Origin of the sequence: Bacillus sp. K2I17 (genome assembly GCF_002209985.1) — a bacterium.
Lineage (GTDB): Bacteria > Bacillota > Bacilli > Bacillales > Bacillaceae_G > Bacillus_A > Bacillus_A wiedmannii.
Genome location: NZ_NJGF01000041.1, coordinates 1 through 24,215, shown reverse-complemented (window position 1 = coordinate 24,215; position 24,215 = coordinate 1). Strand labels below are relative to the sequence as shown.

Annotated in this window: 28 protein-coding genes, 1 pseudogene and 1 riboswitch; of the genes and pseudogenes, 15 read left to right on the top strand and 14 right to left on the bottom strand. The window is 36.5% G+C overall.

The window, feature by feature from the left end; all coding sequences use genetic code 11:
• Positions 1 to 236: 236 nt before the first annotated feature.
• The 5 genes from CER22_RS26680 to CER22_RS26660 all read right to left on the bottom strand — a co-directional run bounded on the left by CER22_RS26680 (position 237) and on the right by CER22_RS26660 (position 4,715).
• Entirely contained in the window at positions 237 to 2,096 is a 1,860-nt protein-coding gene (locus CER22_RS26680; RefSeq protein ID WP_088064617.1) for an FtsX-like permease family protein, read from the bottom strand.
• Positions 2,097 to 2,112: 16 nt separating this feature from the next.
• Positions 2,113 to 2,874 carry an ABC transporter ATP-binding protein gene (locus tag CER22_RS26675; RefSeq protein WP_088610050.1) on the bottom strand — a complete coding sequence of 254 codons (762 nt, stop codon included), beginning with the start codon at positions 2,872 to 2,874 and terminating at the stop codon, positions 2,113 to 2,115.
• 253 nt (positions 2,875 to 3,127) lie between these two features.
• Entirely contained in the window at positions 3,128 to 4,150 is a 1,023-nt protein-coding gene (locus CER22_RS26670; protein ID WP_088610049.1) for a DUF418 domain-containing protein, read from the bottom strand.
• Positions 4,151 to 4,286: 136 nt separating this feature from the next.
• On the bottom strand, positions 4,287 to 4,436 hold the full coding sequence (locus CER22_RS26665) for a hypothetical protein (RefSeq protein WP_001129345.1): 150 nt from the start codon (positions 4,434 to 4,436) through the stop codon (positions 4,287 to 4,289).
• A 15-nt stretch (positions 4,437 to 4,451) separates the two neighbouring features.
• Complete coding sequence (locus CER22_RS26660) at positions 4,452 to 4,715, bottom strand: YtzC family protein (RefSeq protein WP_000840869.1); 264 nt, start codon at positions 4,713 to 4,715, stop codon at positions 4,452 to 4,454.
• A gap of 111 nt (positions 4,716 to 4,826) precedes the next feature.
• Between CER22_RS26660 and CER22_RS26655 the strand changes: the two genes are divergently transcribed.
• The 6 genes from CER22_RS26655 to CER22_RS26630 all read left to right on the top strand — a co-directional run bounded on the left by CER22_RS26655 (position 4,827) and on the right by CER22_RS26630 (position 10,149).
• Positions 4,827 to 5,786 carry a TIGR01212 family radical SAM protein gene (locus CER22_RS26655; protein WP_088610048.1) on the top strand — a complete coding sequence of 320 codons (960 nt, stop codon included), beginning with the start codon at positions 4,827 to 4,829 and terminating at the stop codon, positions 5,784 to 5,786.
• Positions 5,783 to 6,355, top strand: coding sequence for a class I SAM-dependent methyltransferase (locus CER22_RS26650; RefSeq protein WP_088064619.1), 573 nt, complete (start codon positions 5,783 to 5,785; stop codon positions 6,353 to 6,355). The genes CER22_RS26655 and CER22_RS26650 overlap by 4 nt, the downstream gene beginning before the upstream one ends.
• Positions 6,356 to 6,492: 137 nt before the next feature.
• Positions 6,493 to 7,326, top strand: coding sequence for an ABC transporter ATP-binding protein (locus CER22_RS26645; protein WP_088610047.1), 834 nt, complete (start codon positions 6,493 to 6,495; stop codon positions 7,324 to 7,326).
• Positions 7,327 to 7,344: 18 nt separating this feature from the next.
• A complete protein-coding gene (locus CER22_RS26640) occupies positions 7,345 to 8,025 on the top strand; it encodes an ABC transporter permease (RefSeq protein WP_088610046.1) in 681 nt (226 codons plus the stop codon).
• Between the two features lie 24 nt (positions 8,026 to 8,049).
• Complete coding sequence (locus tag CER22_RS26635; RefSeq protein ID WP_088610045.1) at positions 8,050 to 8,724, top strand: aspartate/glutamate racemase family protein; 675 nt, start codon at positions 8,050 to 8,052, stop codon at positions 8,722 to 8,724.
• A gap of 123 nt (positions 8,725 to 8,847) precedes the next feature.
• Positions 8,848 to 10,149: a PepSY-associated TM helix domain-containing protein gene (locus CER22_RS26630; RefSeq protein ID WP_088610044.1), complete on the top strand. Its 1,302-nt coding sequence runs from the start codon at positions 8,848 to 8,850 to the stop codon at positions 10,147 to 10,149.
• A gap of 60 nt (positions 10,150 to 10,209) precedes the next feature.
• Here the strand turns inward: CER22_RS26630 and CER22_RS33850 are convergent, their stop codons facing one another.
• The 3 genes from CER22_RS33850 to CER22_RS26615 form a co-directional block, all read right to left on the bottom strand.
• Positions 10,210 to 10,338: a hypothetical protein gene (locus CER22_RS33850; RefSeq protein WP_255294038.1), complete on the bottom strand. Its 129-nt coding sequence runs from the start codon at positions 10,336 to 10,338 to the stop codon at positions 10,210 to 10,212.
• A gap of 61 nt (positions 10,339 to 10,399) precedes the next feature.
• Complete coding sequence (locus tag CER22_RS26620) at positions 10,400 to 11,464, bottom strand: tetraprenyl-beta-curcumene synthase family protein (protein ID WP_142293576.1); 1,065 nt, start codon at positions 11,462 to 11,464, stop codon at positions 10,400 to 10,402.
• 41 nt (positions 11,465 to 11,505) lie between these two features.
• Positions 11,506 to 12,309, bottom strand: coding sequence for an alpha/beta hydrolase (locus CER22_RS26615; protein ID WP_088610042.1), 804 nt, complete (start codon positions 12,307 to 12,309; stop codon positions 11,506 to 11,508).
• 74 nt (positions 12,310 to 12,383) lie between these two features.
• On the opposite strand from CER22_RS26615, the gene CER22_RS26610 reads away from it, so the two are divergent.
• From CER22_RS26610 to CER22_RS26600, 3 genes are all read left to right on the top strand, one after another.
• The gene (locus tag CER22_RS26610; RefSeq protein ID WP_000640213.1) at positions 12,384 to 12,896 is read left to right on the top strand and encodes a gamma carbonic anhydrase; all 513 of its coding nucleotides are present in this window, start codon (positions 12,384 to 12,386) and stop codon (positions 12,894 to 12,896) included.
• Between the two features lie 143 nt (positions 12,897 to 13,039).
• Entirely contained in the window at positions 13,040 to 13,573 is a 534-nt protein-coding gene (locus CER22_RS26605; RefSeq protein ID WP_000868583.1) for a phosphatase PAP2 family protein, read from the top strand.
• Positions 13,574 to 13,585: 12 nt separating this feature from the next.
• The gene (locus CER22_RS26600; protein WP_088610041.1) at positions 13,586 to 14,728 is read left to right on the top strand and encodes a glycosyltransferase family 4 protein; all 1,143 of its coding nucleotides are present in this window, start codon (positions 13,586 to 13,588) and stop codon (positions 14,726 to 14,728) included.
• A gap of 282 nt (positions 14,729 to 15,010) precedes the next feature.
• Here the strand turns inward: CER22_RS26600 and CER22_RS26595 are convergent, their stop codons facing one another.
• Both CER22_RS26595 and CER22_RS26590 read right to left on the bottom strand, forming a co-directional pair.
• Positions 15,011 to 15,613 (bottom strand): molybdenum cofactor guanylyltransferase, encoded by a 603-nt coding sequence (locus CER22_RS26595; protein WP_088610040.1) that lies wholly within the window; start codon positions 15,611 to 15,613, stop codon positions 15,011 to 15,013.
• Positions 15,610 to 16,119, bottom strand: a complete 510-nt coding sequence (locus CER22_RS26590; RefSeq protein ID WP_063223620.1) for a MogA/MoaB family molybdenum cofactor biosynthesis protein — start codon at positions 16,117 to 16,119, stop codon at positions 15,610 to 15,612. The genes CER22_RS26595 and CER22_RS26590 overlap by 4 nt, the downstream gene beginning before the upstream one ends.
• A 99-nt stretch (positions 16,120 to 16,218) precedes the next feature.
• Here CER22_RS26590 and CER22_RS26585 point away from each other — a divergent pair, with 99 nt between their 5' ends.
• Positions 16,219 to 16,434, top strand: coding sequence for a hypothetical protein (locus tag CER22_RS26585; RefSeq protein ID WP_088610039.1), 216 nt, complete (start codon positions 16,219 to 16,221; stop codon positions 16,432 to 16,434).
• A 15-nt stretch (positions 16,435 to 16,449) separates the two neighbouring features.
• Positions 16,450 to 16,629, top strand: coding sequence for a hypothetical protein (locus CER22_RS26580; protein ID WP_088610038.1), 180 nt, complete (start codon positions 16,450 to 16,452; stop codon positions 16,627 to 16,629).
• 205 nt (positions 16,630 to 16,834) lie between these two features.
• Here CER22_RS26580 and metK read toward each other — a convergent pair whose 3' ends face one another.
• Positions 16,835 to 18,034, bottom strand: a complete 1,200-nt coding sequence (gene metK / locus CER22_RS26570) for a methionine adenosyltransferase (protein WP_000163113.1) — start codon at positions 18,032 to 18,034, stop codon at positions 16,835 to 16,837.
• Between the two features lie 169 nt (positions 18,035 to 18,203).
• Positions 18,204 to 18,325: riboswitch (SAM riboswitch) on the bottom strand.
• 228 nt (positions 18,326 to 18,553) lie between these two features.
• Between metK and pckA the strand changes: the two genes are divergently transcribed.
• On the top strand, positions 18,554 to 20,140 hold the full coding sequence (gene pckA, locus CER22_RS26560; RefSeq protein ID WP_048540837.1) for a phosphoenolpyruvate carboxykinase (ATP): 1,587 nt from the start codon (positions 18,554 to 18,556) through the stop codon (positions 20,138 to 20,140).
• 294 nt (positions 20,141 to 20,434) lie between these two features.
• Entirely contained in the window at positions 20,435 to 20,632 is a 198-nt protein-coding gene (locus CER22_RS26555) for a hypothetical protein (RefSeq protein ID WP_088064631.1), read from the top strand.
• A 115-nt stretch (positions 20,633 to 20,747) separates the two neighbouring features.
• On the opposite strand, the gene CER22_RS26550 is transcribed toward CER22_RS26555, so the two are convergent.
• Positions 20,748 to 21,131 (bottom strand): ATP synthase subunit I, encoded by a 384-nt coding sequence (locus CER22_RS26550; RefSeq protein ID WP_060486665.1) that lies wholly within the window; start codon positions 21,129 to 21,131, stop codon positions 20,748 to 20,750.
• A gap of 292 nt (positions 21,132 to 21,423) precedes the next feature.
• Here CER22_RS26550 and CER22_RS26545 point away from each other — a divergent pair, with 292 nt between their 5' ends.
• Positions 21,424 to 21,645, top strand: a complete 222-nt coding sequence (locus CER22_RS26545; protein WP_000639043.1) for a hypothetical protein — start codon at positions 21,424 to 21,426, stop codon at positions 21,643 to 21,645.
• A gap of 28 nt (positions 21,646 to 21,673) precedes the next feature.
• Here CER22_RS26545 and CER22_RS26540 read toward each other — a convergent pair whose 3' ends face one another.
• Both CER22_RS26540 and CER22_RS26535 read right to left on the bottom strand, forming a co-directional pair.
• A complete protein-coding gene (locus tag CER22_RS26540) occupies positions 21,674 to 22,579 on the bottom strand; it encodes a DMT family transporter (RefSeq protein WP_088064632.1) in 906 nt (301 codons plus the stop codon).
• 262 nt (positions 22,580 to 22,841) lie between these two features.
• The gene (locus CER22_RS26535; RefSeq protein ID WP_088610037.1) at positions 22,842 to 23,165 is read right to left on the bottom strand and encodes an iron-sulfur cluster biosynthesis family protein; all 324 of its coding nucleotides are present in this window, start codon (positions 23,163 to 23,165) and stop codon (positions 22,842 to 22,844) included.
• A 503-nt stretch (positions 23,166 to 23,668) separates the two neighbouring features.
• On the opposite strand from CER22_RS26535, the pseudogene CER22_RS32695 reads away from it, so the two are divergent.
• Positions 23,669 to 24,215 (top strand): annotated as a pseudogene (locus CER22_RS32695) (collagen-like protein); the annotation flags it as partial.

Here is a 24,215-nt window from a genome sequence, read left to right as displayed (position 1 = left end):
TTACGACAATTTTTCATTTGGAAATTTATGATTGTACAAATACGGTGTGGGTAGAAAAAATAGGGGGAGTACAAGTTCAGCTTCTTTCTACAGATCGGATTCCTCCTTTCATTTTTCGGTTGCTGATACTTTCATATTATGTTACTTATTTATATTATATTATATATTTCAGTAACATTAAAGTGTTTTTTCTGAAAATACAAAAAGCCGAGCACTTTCACTCGGCTTTTTACCTATTAATCTTCTTTTGGAAGAACAATTCCTTTATACAATTGAACTGTAATGAAGTAATAAATCGCATAAATAACTACGAAAATTACGATCGGTACCCAAATACGGAAGTAAGGATCCATTAAAATAAATCCGAAAATATTCATACCAACTAATACGTGAGCGATACCCACAATTGCCGGGAATAAGAATACTAAGAATAATTCTTTATAAATCGATTTCGTTAATAACTCACGGCGCACACCGATTTTACGAAGCATTTGATAACGCGTAATATCTTTTGATGCACCAGAAAGAATTTTAAACATTAAACAACTTGCCATCATTGCTAAGAACGCAATTCCAAGGAAGAATCCCATAAATACTGTTCCACTCGCAACGCCGTAAAATCCATTGTAAGATTGATATTTACTATCTAATCTTTCAGCTTTTACATTTTTATATTTAACTAGCTGCAACTCGTCAAGTTTTTTCCATTCTTTTGTGTATGCTACAAAATCGTCTGTTTTTCCAGTGACTACGATTCCTTCTTTACCATTTACAGTATCGTACATTTTCTGATCTACAATTTTAATTGCATGATCTTCATATAGATAAAATGGCTGAATTGTTCTGAAAGCCTCGTTCCATTCTTCTGGAAGTTCTTTAGCACTCGCATCTTTTTCATTCATTTCTCTAGAAACTGCACCTACTGGCAGTTCCTCTGAAACTTTCTTTATTTTTCCTAAATCCTTCATACTTTCCATCTGTTTTGTATCTTGTACGAAAGGAGGATTTTTCTCTAAATCTTCTTTTACATAATAAACGTATTTATTATCAACTTTGTAACGATATTCATTTTTCTCTTTAAATGTAATACCATCTAAAATATTCTTTTCTTCAGCTGTTGGGTTATGAATAACTGAATCATATATTACTAAACCATCAACCATTTTTATAACGTTATTTTTAAACGCCATACCACCTGAAATTGCACCCGCTCCAAGAGCAACTAACATCGCTACCGTTGCAAGTACTTTCGTTAAGCTATTAATACGGAAATTTAATTGTGCAAACGTAAAAGCATTAAGTCCTTTTTCACTACGTTTTTTATTACTCTTTAACTTTCTAATGATAACTGGGAGAAGTGATCCAAATAGCATGTAAGTACCAGTTGTTGTTGTAATTAATGCAATAAGGATTCCCATTTCTCTTAGTTTTGCCATATAGATCATTGATGCATAGCCAATTCCTAATAAAATAACAGCAAGGATTGCAACGACACCTGTCATTTTTCCCTTTACCGCAACACGCTCTGTTTGTGCATCTGCATGTACAAGTTGCAGTACAGAAATACGTGATAATTTAATACTATTCATAATTGCCGATAATACAAATAGTGCGAAGAAGAAAATGCAAGTAACAGTCATAGAGGGAAGATAAAATGCTTTATAGCCTTCACCAGCAAATTCTAATTGTTTCATTAATAACTGTCCGATACCTTCTGCAAGTCCTACACCAACTGTAATACCAATCGCAAGAGACGCAGCACCTAATACAATCGTTTCAATAAACATAAGCAATGTAACTTTATGTTTTTTTGCTCCTAACATCATGTACATACCAAACTCTTTTTGACGAAGAGATAATAAGAAAGAGTTCGCATATAAAATATAGAAGAACGTTATAATGGCTAGTAAAAATGAACCTGCCTGGAATACGAATCCAATTGATTGAATAACTGAGTTAGATTCGATAAACGCTTTATTCAGCGCTAACGTTTGGAACATATAAAAAATTGAGATAGACATGACAAGACCGACAAGTAAGACGATATAATCTTTCAGCTTACTTTTCAGCCCCGACATGGAAAGTTTAAATAACATACTGGAACCTCCCTTCTTACGCTTTTTGTGTACCTAAATCTGCAAGTACATCTAAAATTTCTTTGTAGAACTCTTCACGCGTACCACCACGATGAATTTCTTTATATAGCTCACCATCTTGAATGAACAAAATACGCTGACAGTAACTTGCACTATACGGATCATGCGTAACCATCATAATCGATACACCTTGATCTTTATTTAAGTTTGTCATCGCATTAAGTAAACTCGTTGCATTTTTAGAATCAAGAGCTCCTGTTGGCTCGTCCCCTAAAATAATTGCTGGCTCATGCACAAGTGCACGCGCTGCTGCTGAACGCTGCTTTTGTCCACCAGATACTTCAGATGGATACTTTTGAAGAATTTCTGTAATCCCTAGCATATCCGCTACTTTTTCTACTTTCGGTCCAATATTACGTGATGAAACACCTTGAAGGGAAAGTGGAAGTGCGATGTTTTCATAAATAGATAAGTTCTCTAATAAGTTAAAGTCTTGGAAGATAAATCCTAATTTTTGTGAACGGAAATCAGAAAGCTCACCTTGCTTCATTTTCGTAATATCCGTACCCGCAATTTCAACAACGCCGCCCGTTGCTTTATCAAGCGTTGAAATTACATTTAATAATGTCGTTTTACCAGAACCAGATGGTCCCATAATTCCAACAAACTCACCCTCTTGAATTGAGAATGAAACACCTTTTAACGCGTGTGATTGGTTCTCACCTTTTTTACCGTACACTTTTTGAACGTTTTTCACGTCTACAACTGGTTTCGTCATATATATCCTCCTACGCTTGTTTTTCCATTACCTATTTTGCGCCTTTTAGAAGAGAACTGCTATTTGTTAACATTACAATTACCTTACACTTTTGTAATATAAAAAAGGCACGCGTGTAAGGTTCGTTTTCTTTTGGATCAACCTCATTGGTAAATGCAATTTTATCAGCGATTCTCAAAGGAATATCGACTTACCGAAAAAAGATGACAATAAAAATAGACTGTTCCACAAAAGGAACAGCCCACTTCTCTCCTTATTTCTTTAAAGGTGTTACCGTCCAATACGTAATAACACGCCAAATCCATTCTAGTGGACCCATTTTAAAGATTTTCATCCAAATTACACTAAACACAATTTGAATAGCGTAAATTGCGATACATACATATAACGTCTGCATGTATGTTAAGTTTCCTGCAAAGTTAAATACACTACCAGCAATTAAAATCATTGCAGTTTGTCCGATATAATTCGTTAAAGCCATACGACCGTAGTATTTCAATGGTGCTAACAATGTTTGAACTGGTTTTAACTGAAGTAATAAAATTAATGCTCCTACATAGAAAGCTGAAATAATTGGTCCAACTGTAACACCAATTTTTAAGAATTGACCTGCAGCGTCCATTGTTCCATCTTCATTCATAATTATCATATTTACAAATGGATTAGCAGGAACGTGCCCATATTGATACCATAACGCTGCAACACTTAAAACAAACATAACGCCTGTAAAAATAGCGACTTGTTTGATTTTCGCTGAAAGGTTTTCAAACACTTTATACTGCCCTGCAGCAAGACCTAATAAAATTAAACCTACTGGTAATAATTCCTTAGCTGCCATAATACTAAAAGCTACCGTAAGAATAAGACCGAGTACTACATTCACTTCTTTTTTCGCTTTATAAAACGGTAAAACGACTAATCCACAAATTGCGTATAACGCTAGTGCTTCTCCAGGCTGAAACATTTGATGAATTAAACCAAAAATAAATAGTGCAACTACGCGGCGTAGAAATAGAACGTACCCATTCTTCCCTTTCGCAATCGCTCTTGTAATGAAGATGTAGAATCCTACTCCAAATAAGAATGAGAAAATCGAGAAGAAACGACCTTCCACAAATAAGTATAGAAACCTTTGATAACTAGCATCTACTGTATTAGGATCTGGCACTTTAATATTCAGTAGCGCTAGAATATTTACTAAAATAATCCCCAGTAATGCGAAGCCACGAATGTAATCTAACTCATCAATTCGTTTGTTTGTAATGTTGTTCCCCATAAAGCAACTCCTTGTCCAAAATTTAATCCTCCCTTACTCTACTGGAAAAGTAAGCTTACAACTATCGGCAAACCTTACAGAAATCTTACATTATTGTCATATAGCAAAATAAAACCAGGTCATATTGCGACCTGGTTTACTCTGATTGCTTTGATCTTTGAGGTTGTCCTTTTTTACTGTTGCGCTGTTTCACTTGAACAACTGGATCAAGTTCATTTGAAAACTCAGCGTTATGTCCATTTTGCGTTTTTTGCTCTGGATTATTTTGATCTGAACGTTTCGCCATTACATTCACTCCTTATTAGTGCGGTGTAATAATCATTTGATGTTGCAGTTGGCGAATTGCCATGCGTGCTCTATTTAACTGCTCACGTTGCTCATCATTCGCATGTTGCTGCATCGTTTGTAAATCGTTATATGCTTGTTCTAATTGTAACTGTGCATCTGAATACTCCATCGTATTATAATGCTCTTGTCTCATACCTTGGTCTAATTGTTCTTTCGCATATTCCACCGCTTGTTCTGCTTGTGTAATATACGATTCAAGTGATTGACGCTCTGCCATAATTGTCCCTCCTTGCTTCAATTCCCCTTTAGTGTGTCCCTTCCATATGAACCTTATGAGTATGTTATAATGGATTTTGTTTCATTTTGACTCGGCTTAGGAGGGAAAGTAATGAAGGTTCAAAACCCTTTTCCATATACAAACGACAATAAACGTTATCATACATGGAATTACCATTTACGAAATGAATTTGGTGAAAAAATCTTTAAAGTTTCATTAGATGCTGGCTTCGATTGCCCGAACCGTGACGGTACAGTTGCTTACGGTGGTTGTACATTTTGTAGTGCTGCCGGATCTGGTGACTTCGCTGGTGATCGCCGCAATGATGTTATAACGCAATATCATGAAATGAAAGAAAAAATGCGCTCAAAGTGGAAAGACGGAAAATGTATCGCTTATTTCCAAGCGTACACAAATACACATGCACCACTTGAAGTGTTAAAAGAAAAATTCGAACCGCTTCTAGCAGAAAAAGACGTTGTCGGTCTTTCTATCGCCACTCGTCCAGATTGTTTACCGGACGATGTCGTTGAATATTTAGCGGACTTAAATAAACGCACATACCTTTGGGTTGAACTCGGTTTACAAACTGTGCACGAACGAACTGCAAACCTTATTAATCGCGCTCATGATTACCCATCTTACGTGGAAGGTGTAAATAAATTACGTAAGCATGGCATTAGAGTTTGCTCTCATATTATTAACGGTCTTCCACTTGAAGATTACGACATGATGATGGAAACAGCTCGTGAAGTAGCGAAGCTTGATGTACAAGGAATTAAAATTCATTTACTTCATTTATTAAAAGGAACACCAATGGTGAAGCAATATGAAAAAGGACAACTAGAATTCCTTTCTCTTGAAGATTACGTAAGTCTCGTTGTTGACCAACTTGAAATGATTCCAGAAGACGTAATTGTGCACCGTATCACAGGTGACGGTCCGCCTGACTTAATGATTGGTCCAATGTGGAGCTTAAATAAATGGGAAGTATTAAATTCCATCGATGCAGAATTTGTACGCCGCGGAAGCTGGCAAGGAAAATATGCAAATGAGGAGAAACAACAATGAAATTAGAACGTGTATTACCGTTTGCTCGCACACTACTGCAAACGGCAGTAAAAGAAGGCGATTACGCTGTAGATGCAACGCTCGGCAATGGACATGACACATGCTTCCTAGCTGAAATCGTTGGAGATAACGGAAAAGTATTTGGATTTGATATTCAAAAAGAAGCAATTGAAAGCTCTACTATCCGTCTAAAAGAAAAAGAGCTTTTTGAACGTACTGTTTTAGTTCACGATAGTCACGATACGCTTCTATCCGTACTACCAGAAGATGCAAAAGGAAAAGTAACAGGCGCTATCTTCAACTTAGGTTACCTTCCTGGTGGTGACAAGCATATCGTTACAAAACCGAACTCAACACTCTCGGCAATTGAACAATTACTAGAAGTAATGGCACCTGAAGGAATCATCGTCCTTGTCATTTACCACGGACACCCAGAAGGACAAGTAGAACGCGACGCTGTTCTCAAATTTGCAGAAGAACTCGACCAAAAACAAGCTCACGTACTACGATACGGCTTCATTAACCAGCAAAATAACCCACCATTTATTGTGGCGATTGAGAAGCGATAAAATATATCAACGATTTTTTCGATATATCGACGATTCGACAAAACATAACAAAAAAAGACGTGCACTCATTGCACGTCTTTTTCTTATTCTCCTATATAATGGATATATACACTATTTGAAGAAAGAAGGATAGAACTTTGCTAGTAGAACTAAGGGGAATTCAAAAGAAGTATGGCAAATCACTTATACTAGACAACATTGATTTATCCATTCCAGAAGGAGAAGCGCTCGCTATTATTGGCGGGAACGGGACTGGAAAAAGTACTCTACTCAAAATAATTGCAGGATTTATTTCACCTACGGCAGGGACACTTCAAAGAAAAGAACATATACAAATTGGCTATGTACCTGAACATTTTCCTGAAGGGATTCGTTTTACATTAGAGGATTATTTATATCATCTCGGTCACATTCACGGTTTATCAACAAAATATTTAAAAGATAAAATTCCGATGCTTCTTGAATCTTTTCATTTACATCATGCAAGACATTCCGTTGTACGAAACTTTTCAAAAGGTATGAAACAAAAAACTGGTATTATGCAAGCATTGCTTACGGACGTCCATTTATTAATTTTAGATGAACCTCTTTCTGGACTCGATCCTAACTCTCAGCAAGAACTAGAACATATTTTACTCTCATTAAAACAACACGGCATATCTATACTCTTCACATGTCATGAAAAACAACTACTAGAAAACTTCGCCGATAGAATTGTGACGTTAGCAAATCATACCATCACAGAAGATATCTCTGTGCAAAAAGTGGCAGAACAAGTCTATATTGAAGCAATCGTTCACGAAACGTTTTCAGCGATAGAACTACGGAAACAATTAGGTTTTATACACGTTACACACAATTCAAATCAAAACCTTATTCAATTACAAATCGAAAAAGAATATACAAACGAAATGCTTCAGTTTTTATTACATAAAAAAGCATCTATCACACTGCTACAACCTAACTTTTAAATCGAAAGAAGGTTTATTATGTTTGCTCTTATTCGTTATCACTTTCTCGACTATACAAAATCGTATAAGTACGTCCCTCCTATTGCGATGTACTTTGTGAGCTTACTTTTTGTATATGCATATAAACCTACTCCTATTGTGCCGACATACTTAGAAACAGCACTCGCACTTTATTTGTTATCTGCCTGGATTACAGTCACAATTTTTCATACGGAAGACCCTGTACAAGAACAAATTACTATTTCTCACACAAATAATATTTCCGCACTATATGTTGGTAAATATATTACAGCTCTTCTCATTTGTACTGTTTTATCTTTTATATCCGTAATCTACCCAATTTTTTTGCAAATGTTTAATGAAGAAATGACAGTTTCTTTATTTTTAGTCGGATTTCTCACTCACATGTCTTTCTCTATACTAGGAATTTCAATTGCAACTTTATTTACTAGAAATATGATTCCAAAAGCAAGCACAGCTTGGCTTAGCCTGATATTTATATTACTTATAACGATTGCCTCCATCCGGTTTAAAAAAGAGTTACTATGGTTTTTACCACCTGTCGAAAGCTTTCTAATGCTTGGACAATACAAATATAATATACTGACTCACACGCTATGGCTCACAGCTTGGGCTATCGTATATTCATTTTTATTACTTACTTTATTTCTTTTTGTCGTTCGCAAAAAACGTTTTTAATTACATATTAAAGGAGACAAACCAATGATCGGAATACTAGCAGGAATGGGACCAAAATCAACTGGACCATTCGTCGATACAGTTGTAGCAAAGTGTCAAACAATATACGGAGCAAAGCATGATATGGACTTTCCTCATATGATGATTTATTCTTGCCCAACACCATTTTACATGGATCGCCCCATTGATCACGAAGCGATGAAAAAAGCAATTATTGAAGGGGCACAAAAACTTGAAAGTACTGGCGTAAGCTTTATCGCTATGCCTTGCAATACGGCGCATCTTTATTTCGAGGAATTACAGCATTCTCTGTCCATTCCGATTTTAAATATAGTCGATGAGACGTTACAAGCAATTCCTGAAAGTACAAAAAGAATCGCGCTTCTCGCAACAGAAGCGACAATTCAAGCTGGTATTTATCAAGACGGGATTGTAAAACTGAATATAGAATACATTCATTATGAAAAATGGCAGACAATGATTAATCAAACTATTTCTTGTATTAAAGGCGGAGAAATTGAAAAAGCTCGCGAATTGTGGAATACGCTCGTTGTGCAGTTGAAAGATGAAGTTGATACCGCAATTATCGCATGTACTGATTTAAATGTGGTGGCGGGTGAGGATTTTGTTGATTCTGCCCAATGTCTTGCTGAGGCGCTTGTTAGGATGTATCTATCAAATACAAAGAAATCTTCATAAACATAGAAAACATCCCCAAAACTTTTAACATTTTTCACAATTCCTTCAAAATATCCACACTTAATCTCGCTATATTAAAATGAGGAATTTATTCATATAGGGAAGGTTAGGGGAACTGAAAGTATGAAAGTAAATCGTTCGCTTCATTACATTTTTTGGCGTTGGCATTTTTACACTGGGCTTTTTATTACACCGCTTCTTATTACGTTGTCACTGAGCGGAATTGGGTATTTATTTCGGGAAGAAGTTGAAGATTTCATCTATAAAGATTTATATTTTGGGAAGAGCGCCCAAACGGAATCTATTTCGATGTCTGATTCTATTTCCTTAACAGAGAAAAAATATCCACATTATAGTGTGGCGAAAATCAGTGAGTTTAATGGGGATTATAATACGAGGCTTACTATTGCAAATGAATATACGGGGCAACAAAAATATGTGTATTTAGATAGCAATAATCAAATTGTTGGAGATCAAAATGCAAGTGAAACGTTTGCGAATATAATGAGGGAATTACATAGTTCTCTTTTAGTTGGTGGCACTGTCGTTAACTATATTGTAGAACTTGCGGCGTGCTGGACAATCTTTTTAATTGTAACTGGATTGTATATGAGTATACGCCAGTTCAAAAACACACCGGCATCTAATAAACGAGAAAAAGCAAAACGACGTCATTCTATTATCGGTATTATATTTACAATTCCACTCGTTTTGTTAGTCGCATCTGGATTGCCATGGTCAGGATTTATGGGTAACCAAATTTATAAAATCGCATCGTCGAATGAATCGATTGGATATCCAAAGTTGTATATGGCACCGCCTGAATCAAAGGTAAAAGAATTGCCGTGGGCAACAAGAAAAGAAGCTCCTCCTGAATCGAATACAAATGAACCGAAAGCTATTTCTGTCGATGAATTACAAAAGAGAATTGAAATAAAGAAACCATATGTAATCTCATTACCAACTGATCCGAAAGGTGTATTCACCGTTTCGAAATCGAGCGGTTCTGGTATTACAGGTATGCATGTCGCACCAAATGAAGAAATAACAGCTTATTTTGATCAATATAGCGGAGAGCTTATTTCCAAAACAGACTATCGTGATTATGGCTTATTTGCACAATGGTTCACTTACGGTATCCCGCTTCACGAAGGTCATTTATTCGGATGGCCAAATAAAATATTATGCTTACTAACGACATTATCTTTATTACTTCTTATTTATTACGGAGTAAAAATGTGGTTTGCAAGAAAGCCGAAAGGAAAATTAGCAGCACCACCAAAGCAAAGAGATAAGAAAAGCATAATCGTTTTCTTTATCATGATGGTTATACTAGGCGCTGTCATGCCTTTATTCGGACTATCTGTTTTAGTTATTTTTGCGATTGAACTTCTCATATATGTATTTGCAAAAATACGATCATAATAAAAAGCATTTGTACTCCCGTGTACAAATGCTTTTTATTTACTATTTTCTTTTTTTCTACTACTTATTAAAAAGATAACCACCCGCTTTATTCATCATCATATACATTCCAGTTACAAATGAAATGGAAAGTAGCATGAGTAACGTTACTTCAATATTTTCATATAGCTTTTGAAACAATCGCTTCATTTCCACCACCAGCATTTACCACATTATAACAAAAACCACTCTACATGAGTGGTTTTATTCATCACTGCGCCATTTTCTTTCGGTACATCTTCCCGTTCCAATAGAAGAATCGTGAAGTAAGCCCTCCGTATTTTACAATGCGCCGTGCCATTTTGTTCATATTCTTTTGTGCTGATACTTTTTGATCTGATAAATAAATACCAAGTAACCCTCGGCTTATGAGACGATGAAACTTCGCATGAGGTAAATCACCAATGCTCTTCTCTGCTTTTTCTACAAAATGTTTCATACGATCTAATATCGCTTGCTCGTTTTCATAATAACTACAGAAATTCAAATCCCCGCCTATACGGTCTTCTTCTTGATCGATGAAATAATCAAGTAAAATGTGAAGTCCTTGTACGTATGGGAAGTATCCTTGTCTAATTTTCGCAATATCTTCATCATGTAATTCATCATGAAATGCATATGCTACAAGACAGAAGATTCCAAGTGTAGAACCGGCACATGCTGAAAATTCAAACCAGCTCATTTCAGGTAAATTTTCTTTATGTGCTTCAAACCATTTTTGTAAGCGTGGTTCTCTTTCTTCTAACTTCACGTGTTTATGAATTTGCAAATCACAATAATAACAAGCAAGTTCATGAAGAACAGGAGCAATTTTGTCATAGTGCTTCGTTTTCTTTAAAACATCTTGGCATGTTTCAACAAGTTCATCTAAATAACCACCATCGTCTTGGTCATCACGATAGCGATAATAATTACCGCCACCTTCTACTTCAGGTGATAATGCCATTAACATAGATTCATGCAGTGCGGCAAAATCATTCGGATCAAGTGATGTACTGCGGTCACATAAATTATCTAAATAATCGCTGATTGTTTGATACGCTACGATAAAACGAATGCATTCCTCTCGGTGCTCATTTGCTAACAGTGCTAAAATACCACCGCCTTCGCAATGAAACGTTTTATTCTCAATACTCGCGATTGCCTGACTATGAAGCTCATCATTCGGAATATGGTAGGCACGCTCTTTCCACACCGCTAGCTCATGGTGTACTACCGGAAACACATCACGGTATACTTTCGCCATGAGCGTTATGGGATTACTCGGTACGTTCACTTCTTCCTTCATCTCCTCTATTCGATGTACAAATAATTTACTTATTTGTTTGTTTCTATTATGTTATTGATGCGTATTTCAGTAAATGACTGAATATAATTCAAAATTTCATCACGCTCATACTCATTTAATAACTCGTGATAACAATTCGGCCATTCTTTAAAAGCCTTATCACTCATTTTAACATTATCAAACCACATGCGGACACGTGTTTTATCTACAAGTTTATCCTCACACGCCTGCATTAGCAAGAGCGGAACATCTGGAAAATCATCTATTTTTTTATGAGCAATTTCGATAGACTTAATCAATTCACTATACCAACGTACTGATACTTTGCGCAAGAACAATGAATCATTCTCCATTGCGTCCCGAACTTCATGATTACGAGTGGACATTTCCACTGTAAGATTCGTTGCAAATTGCAATTTTGGTGCAACAACATTTAATATTTTTGAGGCAACTTGAAGCGGTGCTGAAGGTCCAGCTACTAAGCCTAAACATGGCGAACTTAAAATAATGCCGTCTACATCTTCTCTCTTCGTTTCTTGCATCATACGAATGACAATAAGACCACCCATACTATGACCAAATATAAAAATAGGTAACCTATACTTTCTTGCCTCTTTCACCCACAATTTAACTTCCTCTATGTATTCATCAAATGAATCAATATGTCCTCTATTTCTCGAAGTCGTTCCATGTGACGGAAGGTCCCCCATTACGACGTGGTAGCCGATATGATTCCACATTTCCGCAACGGCTTCGTAACGTCCGTGATATTCCATTGCGCCGTGCACGATAACAACGACAGCTTTCGCTTCCTCTGCTTCATAATTCCACATACGGACCTCCTCCATTTCACTCTTTCTCATAATTTGATACACTGAAACTAGTCTCTAGGAAAGGAAGACTTTACATGATATATCCTTACAAAGAAAAAAATCCGAAAATTGCGAGTAGTGCTTTTGTCGCTGATTATGTTACGATTACAGGCGACGTTTCCATTGGTGAAGAATCAAGTATTTGGTTTAATACAGTCATACGCGGTGATGTTTCACCAACAATCATTGGAAACCGGGTAAATGTACAAGACCAATGTACACTTCACCAAAGCCCACAGTATCCTCTTATTTTAGAAGACGACGTAACCATTGGGCATCAAGTTATTTTACATAGCTGTCATATTAAAAAAGATGCTTTAATTGGAATGGGATCTATTATATTAGATGGTGCTGAAATTGGTGAAGGAGCCTTTATCGGTGCTGGAAGCCTCGTTTCACAAGGAAAGAAAATCCCGCCAAACACATTAGCATTCGGTCGACCAGCTAAAGTCGTTCGTGAATTAACAGAAGAAGACCGTAAAGACATGGAGCGAATTCGCACACAATATGTTGAAAAAGGCCAGTATTATAAATCATTACAGAAGTAACTTTTCCAGCTGCCATTAAAGTGGCAGCTTTTTATATAAAAACTAACTTTTTCTTTACAAAACATTATTACTCCCTCAATAAAATCTTATTAAAATAAAAGCTAATATCTCCATATATATGTAAACGAGGGAGGAGAATTTTCATGAAGGTCAGTGGACTGTATAAAATAGAATGTTACATTTTCAAAGGAATTAACCGATACTTTGATCAAAAAACATTAAATATCTTTTTCAGCAATATTACTCATATCGGTGGTGCTACTTTCTCAATCGCACTCACACTTTTCTTTTTAATTTTTGCAAAAGGGACTTTGCATCAAGCTGCAATCGCAACTGCTATTTCTTTAGCAATTAGCCATATTCCTGTACAAATATTAAAAAGATGGTATCCGCGAAAACGCCCTTATTTAACAATTCAAGATGCGAAATATCCAGTCCATCCATTAAAAGACCACTCTTTCCCGTCTGGTCATACAACAGCCGTTTTCTCTGTCCTTATTCCATTTATTTGCTATAATCCAAGCATATTTGCTTTTCTATTACCGTTAGCATTATGCGTTGGTATTTCTCGCATTTATTTAGGGCTTCACTATCCGTCTGATGTATTCGTCGGTATGTGCCTCGGCACTTGCTCTGGCATCATCTCTTTTTATCAATTCATCCCACTTTTCACATAAAGGAGTGATATGATGAGAGTCGCCATTTTTACCGATACTTTTACGCCACAAGTTAACGGGGTTGCGAAAACATTAGAACGATTAACACGTTACTTTCAGAAAGAAAAGATCGCCTATTCTGTTTTCGCCCCTCAGCATACAGCTGAAGATAATTTCGTAGCTAATGTGAACAAGATGAGAAGTATCCCGTTAACAATATTATATCCAGAATGTCGTTTTTCTTTTCCTACTCCGCGCATTAAACGGGAACTACTTTCCTTTAAACCTGACATTATTCACATTGCCACACCTTTCAACATGGGACTTTGTGGATTGTATTATGCAAAAAAGTTAAACATCCCAGTTGTCGGTTCTTATCATACTGATTTCGATGCCTATTTACGTTATTACAAAATCGAATTCCTCTCCAATATGCTTTGGAACTATTTAAAATGGTTTCATAGTCATATGCAAAAAAATTTTGTACCTTCCTTTGAAACATTACATCAATTAAAAAATAAAGGCTTTCAGGCCCTCTCCATATGGGGACGTGGTGTAGATTGCACACTCTTTCATCCAGCTTACAATACAGACCTATTCCGAAAAAAATATAATATTACAGCGAAGTATGTCCTTTCCTATGTTGGACGAATTGCCCCTGAAAAAGATATTGATACGCTGCAACACCTTATCGTTAAAACAGCACATACTCGAAACGATATTCATTGGCTCATCGCAGGAGACGGTCCTCTAGCACCAAGTGTACGTGAAGCTGTTCCGAAAACAAATGTCACTTTTACTGGCTATTTACAAGGTAAGGATTTAGCTGAAGCATATGCTTGTTCTAACATCATGGTATTTCCATCCGCTACTGAAACGTTCGGAAATGTCGTACTCGAATCACTTGCATGCGGTACACCTGTCATCGGTGCAAATAGTGGTGGGGTTAAAAATATTATTACAGATGGAAAAACAGGAATTCTTTGCCCACCCAAACATGCGGATTCATTTCTATCATCCATCCATTCTTTATTGCGAAATGAAGAGCAACTTATGCAAATGAGCATAGCGGCTTCATCTTATGCTAAAACAAAAAGCTGGGATGAGATTTTCCGTGGGTTACTTGACCAATACGAAACCGTCCTTCAGAACACCGCATCAGAATTACTCGCTTAAACAGAAGAGCTCCCTTCAACTAGACGAAGGGAGTTTATTACACAGTTATAAATTTTAGTTTCATAAATGATACATAAGGTTAAACATTGTTTTATTTCTATATTCATTATATCAAAAATAAACATAACTAAACAGACTTGTAATAAAAACCCATAAAAATTAATATATGGTTATACAGTATTTTAACTGTATAGTGATTTTAAGAAATTCCCCTTAAAATCAACTTACTCACATACCTTTATACAGTAATTGTTCCCCAATTTCTGTATACCAAAAAACCTTTCATTCATTTGAAAGGTTTTTTTGAGCCTGCACATATTCTTCTTTCGTATTCACATTTATAAACCAATCCGCATGCGCTTGTACATCTTCTCCAACAACATACTTTACATTACATTGTGATAAAAGCTGGCCCACACTTCTTTTTTCTTCCTGAAGCAAAGCATAAATCTTTTCTTTCACGCGGTTATGATACGCTGCAAGTAACGGTTGTTTTCTTCCATTAATAATAGGTACAACCGCATCATATTCATTACTCGTTTGCTCTAGTAAAATGGTAAACCACTCTGGCGAAACGTTTGGTGCATCGCAAGGCATAATAGCGTACCAATCTGCTTCTATATATTCCATACCTGATACAATGCCGGCAAGCGGTCCATTTCCTTTATAATGCGGAATATCTTCTATAACAGGAACTTGTACGAGTTGCTCTACTCGCTCTTTTACATCGGAGTTACTAATGACCACAACCTCTTGCAACGCACTTGTCATCACTTTCAAAATATGCTCAATAAAAGTACTACCTTGCCAGCTCGCTAACGCTTTCGGCTCACCGAATCGACTCGACATACCGCCTGCTAATACAATTCCAGCATACTTACTCATTGGCGATGCAGCTCAAATGTAATATGACCTAATTCCGGTAAAATTAATTTATTCATCGCAAGACGAACTGCTCCGCTAGACCCTGGCATTGAAAAGACAACTTTGCGCCCAATTGTACCGCCAATCGCTCTACTTAACATTGCGCTGCTTCCGATATCTTCTAAATAACTAATCATGCGGAACAGCTCACCAAACCCGACAATTTCTTTATGTAATAACGCTGATACTGCTTCAATCGTCACATCGCGTTTCGTAATACCAGTACCGCCATTTGTTAACACGACATCAACATCTTCTCTATGATAACCAGCTAACACTGCTTGCTGAATACTTTCTTTATCATCTTTTACAATTTCATAAGAGGTCACTGTATGCCCTGCCTCTTTTAACAATTCATGTAATAGTTGTCCGCTCTTATCTGTCTCTTCTGTACGTGTATCGGAAATCGTCACAATCTTACAACGCACTTCTTTTGGTGCTTGTTTTTTATGTTCATTAACACTCATTTTTCATCTTTCCTTTCATTTTATTGTAAAATTATGTATGGAGTAAAGAATTCAACATGATACAATATAAGTATGTTTATCCATATAAAGGAGCTTTACATGATTCAAAATATGAAACGATCCGTACCCATTATACCATTCCTAATTATATTATCCCTTTTTCAATGTATCGCTTACGGGTTCGATATTAACTTTTTAAAATTGTATGTGCTTATGCCTGATGGTGGTATTCGTTACTATTTGACTAGCACATTAATTCCTCTCGTACTTGCCTATATAATAGATTTTATTTTTAAACGTTCTATCTCTAAATAAGGAGGTCTACATATTATGGAACTTTATAAAAAATTAACAACAACATTCATCCTCTTATTCGTCGCTTCCATTACTATTGGCTTTTCTCTAAAAAGCGCAATTCCATCCGCTACATTAGTAAGCATTATATTCGCAACACTATTTTTACTAAGCAGTGCCTTTTGCGCGGGTAAAGCACGTCAAATGAAAGGTTGATTACATATGTTCAAGAAGAAACCAATCCTTTGCAAATCATGTGAAAAAGAAATACAAACGTATGAAAAGGCATGGGTTCATATGCCTTTTCCGGCAAGTGGCATGATGAATATGAAAAAGTGTATTGTAGCTCATGCATTCAAATTGGAAGTAAAACAAAATAAAAAAAGCTTTGCGCTCACCGCGCAAAGCTTTTTTTCATATATTATAGACCAGCTTGCTCTTTTAAAGCTGCAGCTTTGTCTGTACGTTCCCATGTTAGGTCTACATCAGTACGTCCGAAGTGGCCGTAAGCTGCTGTTTGTTTATAAATTGGGCGACGTAAGTCTAGCATTTTAATAATACCAGCTGGGCGAAGATCGAAGTTGTTACGAACTAGTTCTACTAGTACGTCTTCAGATACTTTACCAGTCCCGAATGTATCAACTGAAATTGATACTGGTTGTGCTACACCAATTGCGTATGCAAGTTGTACTTCTGCTTTGTCAGCAAGACCAGCTGCTACGATGTTTTTCGCAACATAACGAGCTGCATATGCTGCAGAACGGTCAACTTTCGTTGCATCTTTACCAGAGAATGCACCGCCACCGTGGCGAGCGTATCCACCATAAGTATCAACGATGATTTTACGTCCTGTTAAACCAGCATCACCTTGTGGTCCACCAATTACGAAGCGGCCAGTTGGGTTAATGAAGAATTTCGTTTCTCCATCCATTAATTCTGCTGGAACTACAGCTTTAATTACATGCTCTTTTAAATCGCGATCGATTTCTTCCCATGTAACATCTGGATGATGCTGTGTAGAAATTACGATTGTATCTACACGTACAGGTTTACCATTTTCATCATACTCAACTGTAACTTGCGTTTTTCCATCCGGACGTAAGTATGATAATGTGTCATCTTTACGTACTTCAGTTAAACGGCGAGCTAATTTGTGAGCAAGCGAGATTGGAAGTGGCATTAATTCTTGTGTTTCATTACATGCGAAGCCAAACATTAAACCTTGGTCTCCCGCACCAATTGCCTCAATCTCAGCGTCAGTCATTAGACCTTCGCGTGCTTCTAGCGCTTGATCAACACCCATAGCGATGTCAGCAGATTGCTCATCGATAGATGTTAAAACTGCACAAGTTTCTGCATCGAATCCGTATTTTGCGCGTGTGTAACCAATGCCTTGAATTGTTTCACGAACGATTTTTGGAATATCTACGTAAGTAGAAGTCGTAATTTCCCCCGCTACCAATACTAAACCAGTTGTTACAGTTGTTTCACAAGCTACACGTGCATTTGCGTCCTTTGATAAGATCGCATCTAAAATTGAATCAGAAATTTGGTCACAAATTTTATCTGGATGTCCTTCAGTTACAGACTCAGATGTGAACAGATGACGTTTTTTTGTCATGTGGTAAACCTCCCTACAGTAATTGTATATATTGTACGGAACTCATCCTTAATTTGCCACAAACTGCGACATACATTTATTCTCCCACACAAGCATACAGAAAAACCTTTCCTACTTTACATAGAGGAAAGGTTTAATTTGCTACTTGCATACTGCTTTTTGCCCTTTGCTCTTATCGTTCGAGACCGTTAGCCTCGCACAGGTTTTAGCACCTATTCACCTGTATTTACCACTACAAGTGAGGTTGCTGGGCTTCATCGGGCCTGTCCCTCCGCCAGCTCGGGATAAGAGAGTATCCGTCCCAACCTATACTAAAGAAATGATATTCATTTGTCAATTAATATTCACATTTTCCTGAAAGTTTTTCTCAATACGCCTGGAATGAAATATTAATAAGGAAATAATACATTCACACAAACAAAAAGAAATAAATAGTATACATTATTTATATAATTGTGTTATACTCTTGTTGGGGATTACGAGAAATATTTCATTAAATGAAAAGGATGGTATATAAATATGAGTACTGTGAATGTCCAAATTGGTTTACACGAATTATTGAACGGAAGCAATGCACAGATTCAACTAAGTGTTCCGCAATTAGTGGAAAAAGTATTAATGCGAAATGAAGGGAAATTAACTTCTACTGGTGCCGTTTCTGCTTCAACAGGAAAATATACAGGACGTTCTCCTAAAGATAAATTTATTGTGAAAGAAGCATCGGTTGCTGACAAAATTGCTTGGGGAGCAGTGAATCAACCGATTTCTGAAGAACATTTTAATAAATTATATACTAAAGTTTTAGAATACTTAAAAGAAAAAGAAGAGTTATTCATCTTCAATGGATTTGCAGGCGCTGACCGCAATTACCGCCTACCAATTCAAGTTATTAACGAATATGCATGGCACAATTTATTTGTACATCAATTATTCATTCGTCCAACTGAAGAAGAATTAACAACTCATGAATCAGAGTTCACAATTGTTTCTGCACCGAATTTCAAAGCTGATCCAGCTGTTGACGGTACAAACTCTGAAGCATTCATTATGGTTTCATTCGAAAAACGTATCGTACTAATTGGTGGTACAGAATACGCTGGAGAAATGAAAAAATCAATCTTCTCTATTATGAACTTCTTACTACCTGAACAAGATATTCTTTCTATGCACTGCTCTGCAAACGTAGGTGAAGAAGGCGACGTAGCACTATTCTTCGGTTTATCTGGAACAGGTAAAACAACATTATCTGCTGATCCACACCGTAAATTAATCGGTGATGATGAGCATGGTTGGTCTGATAACGGTGTATTCAATATTGAAGGCGGTTGCTACGCAAAATGTGTAAACCTTTCTCACGAGAAAGAACCACAAATTTTCGATGCAATCAAATTTGGATCTGTTTTAGAAAACGTTATCATTAATAACCAAACGCGTATCGCAGACTATAACGATACTACTTTAACAGAAAATACTCGTGCTGCATACCCTATGCATGCGATCGACAATATCGTACTGCCAAGTGTTGCTGGACACCCAAATACAATCATTTTCTTAACTGCTGATGCATCTGGCGTATTGCCTCCAATCAGTAAGTTATCAAAAGAACAAGCTATGTATCATTTCTTAAGTGGTTACACTAGTAAACTAGCAGGAACAGAGCGCGGCGTTACATCTCCGCAAGCAACATTCTCAACTTGCTTCGGTTCACCATTCTTACCACTTGATGCATCTCGCTATGCTGAAATGCTTGGTGAAAAAATCGAGAAACACGATGCGAAAGTATTCTTAGTAAACACTGGCTGGACTGGTGGCGAATACGGCATTGGTAAACGTATGAACTTAGGTTACACTCGTGCAATGATTCAAGCTGCATTAAGCGGCGAACTTGCGAAAACTGAAACAGCTAAACATGACATCTTTGGTCTTGAAGTTCCACTTCACGTACCAGGTGTACCTGACGAAGTGTTAATGCCTGAACAAACTTGGGCTGATAAAGCTGCTTATAAAGAGAAAGCAATCGAACTTGCGAGCGAATTCAAAGAGAACTTCAAAAAGTTCGACAGCGTTTCTGAAGATATTATTAACTTAGGCGGTCCAATCGCTTAAGTACAAACTTTCTGTTGGAATACCCCTTTTACTCATATGAATAAGTGCCGTGTAACCGTAAAGTTCCGCGTACTCACCGACAAAACCCAATGCGGCTTTACGGTTATACACACTTACATAAAAAAGAAGCTTACGTTTTTAACGTAAGCTTCTTTCTATATCTTATCTCTTCATCTATGACTTAGTTCGTAAAATTACATACCAACATCCAAATTTTACAAAAAATTCATTTTATAATCATTCATTATTATTTTTTTATGATACAATTTACATATGCAGGAAAGGATGAGGCCTTTGAAAAATTTTTCTCGTACAGGAAAAATTTTATTCAGTTATGGAGCGATCCAAATGTTTTGGGGACTTGTGATGCTTAATGTTAATTTATTTGAGCATACAAGTGAAACGATAAAATATATTATTCTAATTACCGGAATAATTTGTTGTATTATATCCACCTTTTTTAAAGAACATAAGAGTCATACTAATACGTGATTTCATGTTAGCTTATAGGAAGCAGAAACCTGTATTTTATGCAAAATTATGCTTCCTATTGTAACTACCCCTCGCCGGACCCTCTATTCCATCTAAAAAGAGGCTTTTTATCTTTTTAGCCCTTTGTTAATTCTTCCTCATCTTTCATACTATAGTAGCCTAAATTCACAACGATTAAGAAATAACCACCCAGAATCCCTACTGCAAATGCCCACATAACCATGTGGTGCTCAATTTCGTACATAATAACAGCGCCCAAAATGGCAGCTGCAAAACGATTAAACATACCGAGCGTCGGTGCTTTCGTTTTCTTTACGATACTATCTCCAAGCTTCTCAATTCGTCTCCCTAAAAGCCAAACACAATACATACTTACGATAAGTCCAATTCCAGCACCTAGAAAATGAGCTGAAAACGGTGTTAACATCCATCCTAGCAAAAGAAAACCTAGTAAATAATACGATTGAATTTTAAATGATCTTAATGACATACTAATCATGCTGTTCTCCTCTTCAGTAATTTTTATCTATCCAACAAAAGCTGTATAACTCATTTCTTTCGAGTTCATACTACTTAAAATTCATTTCACTCAAATTAAAAACAACATAAACAGTATGTTTATGTTGTTTTTAATGTTTTCAGGAAATAATATTATACAAGATTTCAAACATCATATTCTCATAATTTGTGACGTTTTTCCAAACATTTTTCGTCCATTTATGAAAAAAGTGATATCAATCTATGAACATACGGATATGATGTAATAAGTACACAAATAAAGGGGGCGTCTAATGATTTATTTTTTAATGGCTCTCATTCACCTCATTATCCCTGCACTTATTGGACTTTCATTGTATTGGTACACGAAAAATCATAGTATTTTCTACGCTGTCCTCGGTGTTCTTCTTCCAGGTATTATTCTTATCACACTCTTCCGTATTCCATTTTTAAACTTAATTCCACTTATTACTGCTATCTTATTTCTCGTCTTCTTACCAAAAATAAAAAAATAGGAAAGCAGATCATAGATGATCTGTTTTCCTATTTTGATATAGGTTCCCCCGCAGTAGAATGAATTTTTACTTTCTCCGATTTCACAAACCATAGACCGAAGAAAATAATAATTCCACCGATTATTTGTTGAAATGATACATATTCATTTGCCCATATAGCTGCAAATAAAACAGCTACAAGTGGCGTTATATACATATATACCATCGTATGTGACGCGCCAATTTTTTGAATACCAACATACCACATCACTAAACCAAATACTGTTACAAAGAAAATGGAATATAGTAAAGCGAATAGTGTCATTCCATGTGTAATGTGAAATGGCATTATAAATACATGTGGTCCACTTAACAATAAAAGCGGAATCGCGCCAACTAATGCTGACCATGCGGTAACACGTAGTGCTGAATATTTTTTAATTAATGGACCTGCTAAAACAGGATAAAGCCCCCAGCATATTGATGTAATAAGTCCAATTCCGTTACCATAAAAAGAACTAGCAAGCGAATGCCCTGCTAATAAAACTAATGCAGCACCACCAAAGGCAATTATAGAACCGATGAGCTTTCGAGAAGAAAACTTTTCTTGTTTCAAAAAAATAGCAAATACAGTTGTAAAAATAGGTGAAATAGAAATGAGTAAAGAGGCATTTGTAGCGGATGTATATTTGACAGTTTCCATAAATAACGTTTGATACAATACAATACCTACAACGCTAACGATGATTAATCTAGGTATATCCTTTCGCTCCATATAAACCGACTTTTCAATAAAAAATGTAAGGAGTAACATAAGCGGTGCCGCTGATATCATCCGAAGTGCAGTAAACTCAATTGCTGTAAATTCTAAAAGTCCATATTTAGCAATCGTAAAATTAATCCCCCAAATAATAACGACTGCTAAAATTAATAACTCAATCCCCCATCTTCTCATGCATATCCCCCCGCAAATAAGATTATACAGAAAATTCAATCATATGTACATTTCATTATGTGAAAAAATCTTTGTATTGTATGGAGAGGTTTGCTTTGTTTGATACATGAAATTATATCAACGATTTTTCGAATATATCAGCGCAACTCGAATTATATCGGCGATTTTATATATATATCGACTTATCAACAAAAAACGACAATAATAGTACCTTATATAATAAAAAGATGGTCCAAAAATATTTTGGACCATCTTTTCTTTCTTACACTCGAACGTGTAACTTCATATTTGGATTATAAAATTGGCTCGGGCTCTTCAGCTGAAAAGTTCCTCCAACTTCATGCCAATCAACTGTTAACTTATCATCCATAAATACAAGCTTTGTGCGATCTGCGATAAAATTCATTGCGCTAGATTCGATATCCACATCGCGCTCATCTTTTTCTGCTACAGCTACTAAATCGATAATTCCGCTCATTACACAACCGCAACCTTCATTATCGTAAAATAACTTTATATATTTCGCTTCATTTGGAATCATATCCATAATCTTTTTATATGCTGCTTCTGTTACAGTAACGTACATATGTTAATCTTCATCCTCTCTTCTCATATCCTTCATATATTGTACCACCATTTTCTCTTAAATTTATATACAGAAAATTAAGACTAATATACAATATATGTAATAAAGGCGGTTGTATCACTCATGTTCAAATTACTGCGATACCCCATCTTCTTAGGCCTACTCGGTAGCTTTTTTATTTCTAGCGGAATGGTATTACAACATATACTTCCTTATTCTCCTTCTATTGGTTGGATTTTAGGCTTTATTTGTTTCCTAACCGCTTCTTATTTTGCTATGAAAAAATAAGAATCACTTTAAGATCTATTTGCAGCTTAATTTTGACTTGGGTGTTACTTTCGGCCCACAAGAGAAACGTTGGCTCTATAACGATTCAACTCTCCTCTCTATTTTAAAATCTACACACAATACGATTGAACACACAAAAATATAGAATTCATAATATATATATAGTGGTTCTATTTATAAAACTAGATTTTCAAAATATAGAAAGGAGAACGTACATGTACCCACGTAATTATTTTAGTTGCGACGGCAGACGCAACAATGGTTCTACTGGAAACACTGGGCCCACCGGTGCTACCGGGAGCACTGGACCTTCCGGGAATACTGGGCCTTCCGGTGCTACTGGACCTACGGGTAGTGCTGGAGCTACTGGAGCTGGTTTACAAAGTACTACCGCCTTTAGTCTAGCAGCCGCTCCCACCTATAAAACAGGACAAGTTGTCACTTATACGAGCAGCGGCTATGTTGTAAAAAAAGATGCACCTCAAGGATTTCCGAATGTATCTCCAGATTATATCGTATTAGTAGAAAGTGGGCCTACTGGAAACACTGGCAGTACTGGACCTTCCGGGAATACTGGACCTTCTGGCGGTACCGGACCTTCCGGCATCACTGGACCTACGGGGAATACTGGATCTACTGGCATTACTGGGCCTACGGGGAATACTGGATCTACTGGCATTACTGGGCCTACGGGGGATACTGGACCTTCTGGCATTACTGGGCCTACGGGGAATACTGGACCTTCTGGCATTACTGGGCCTA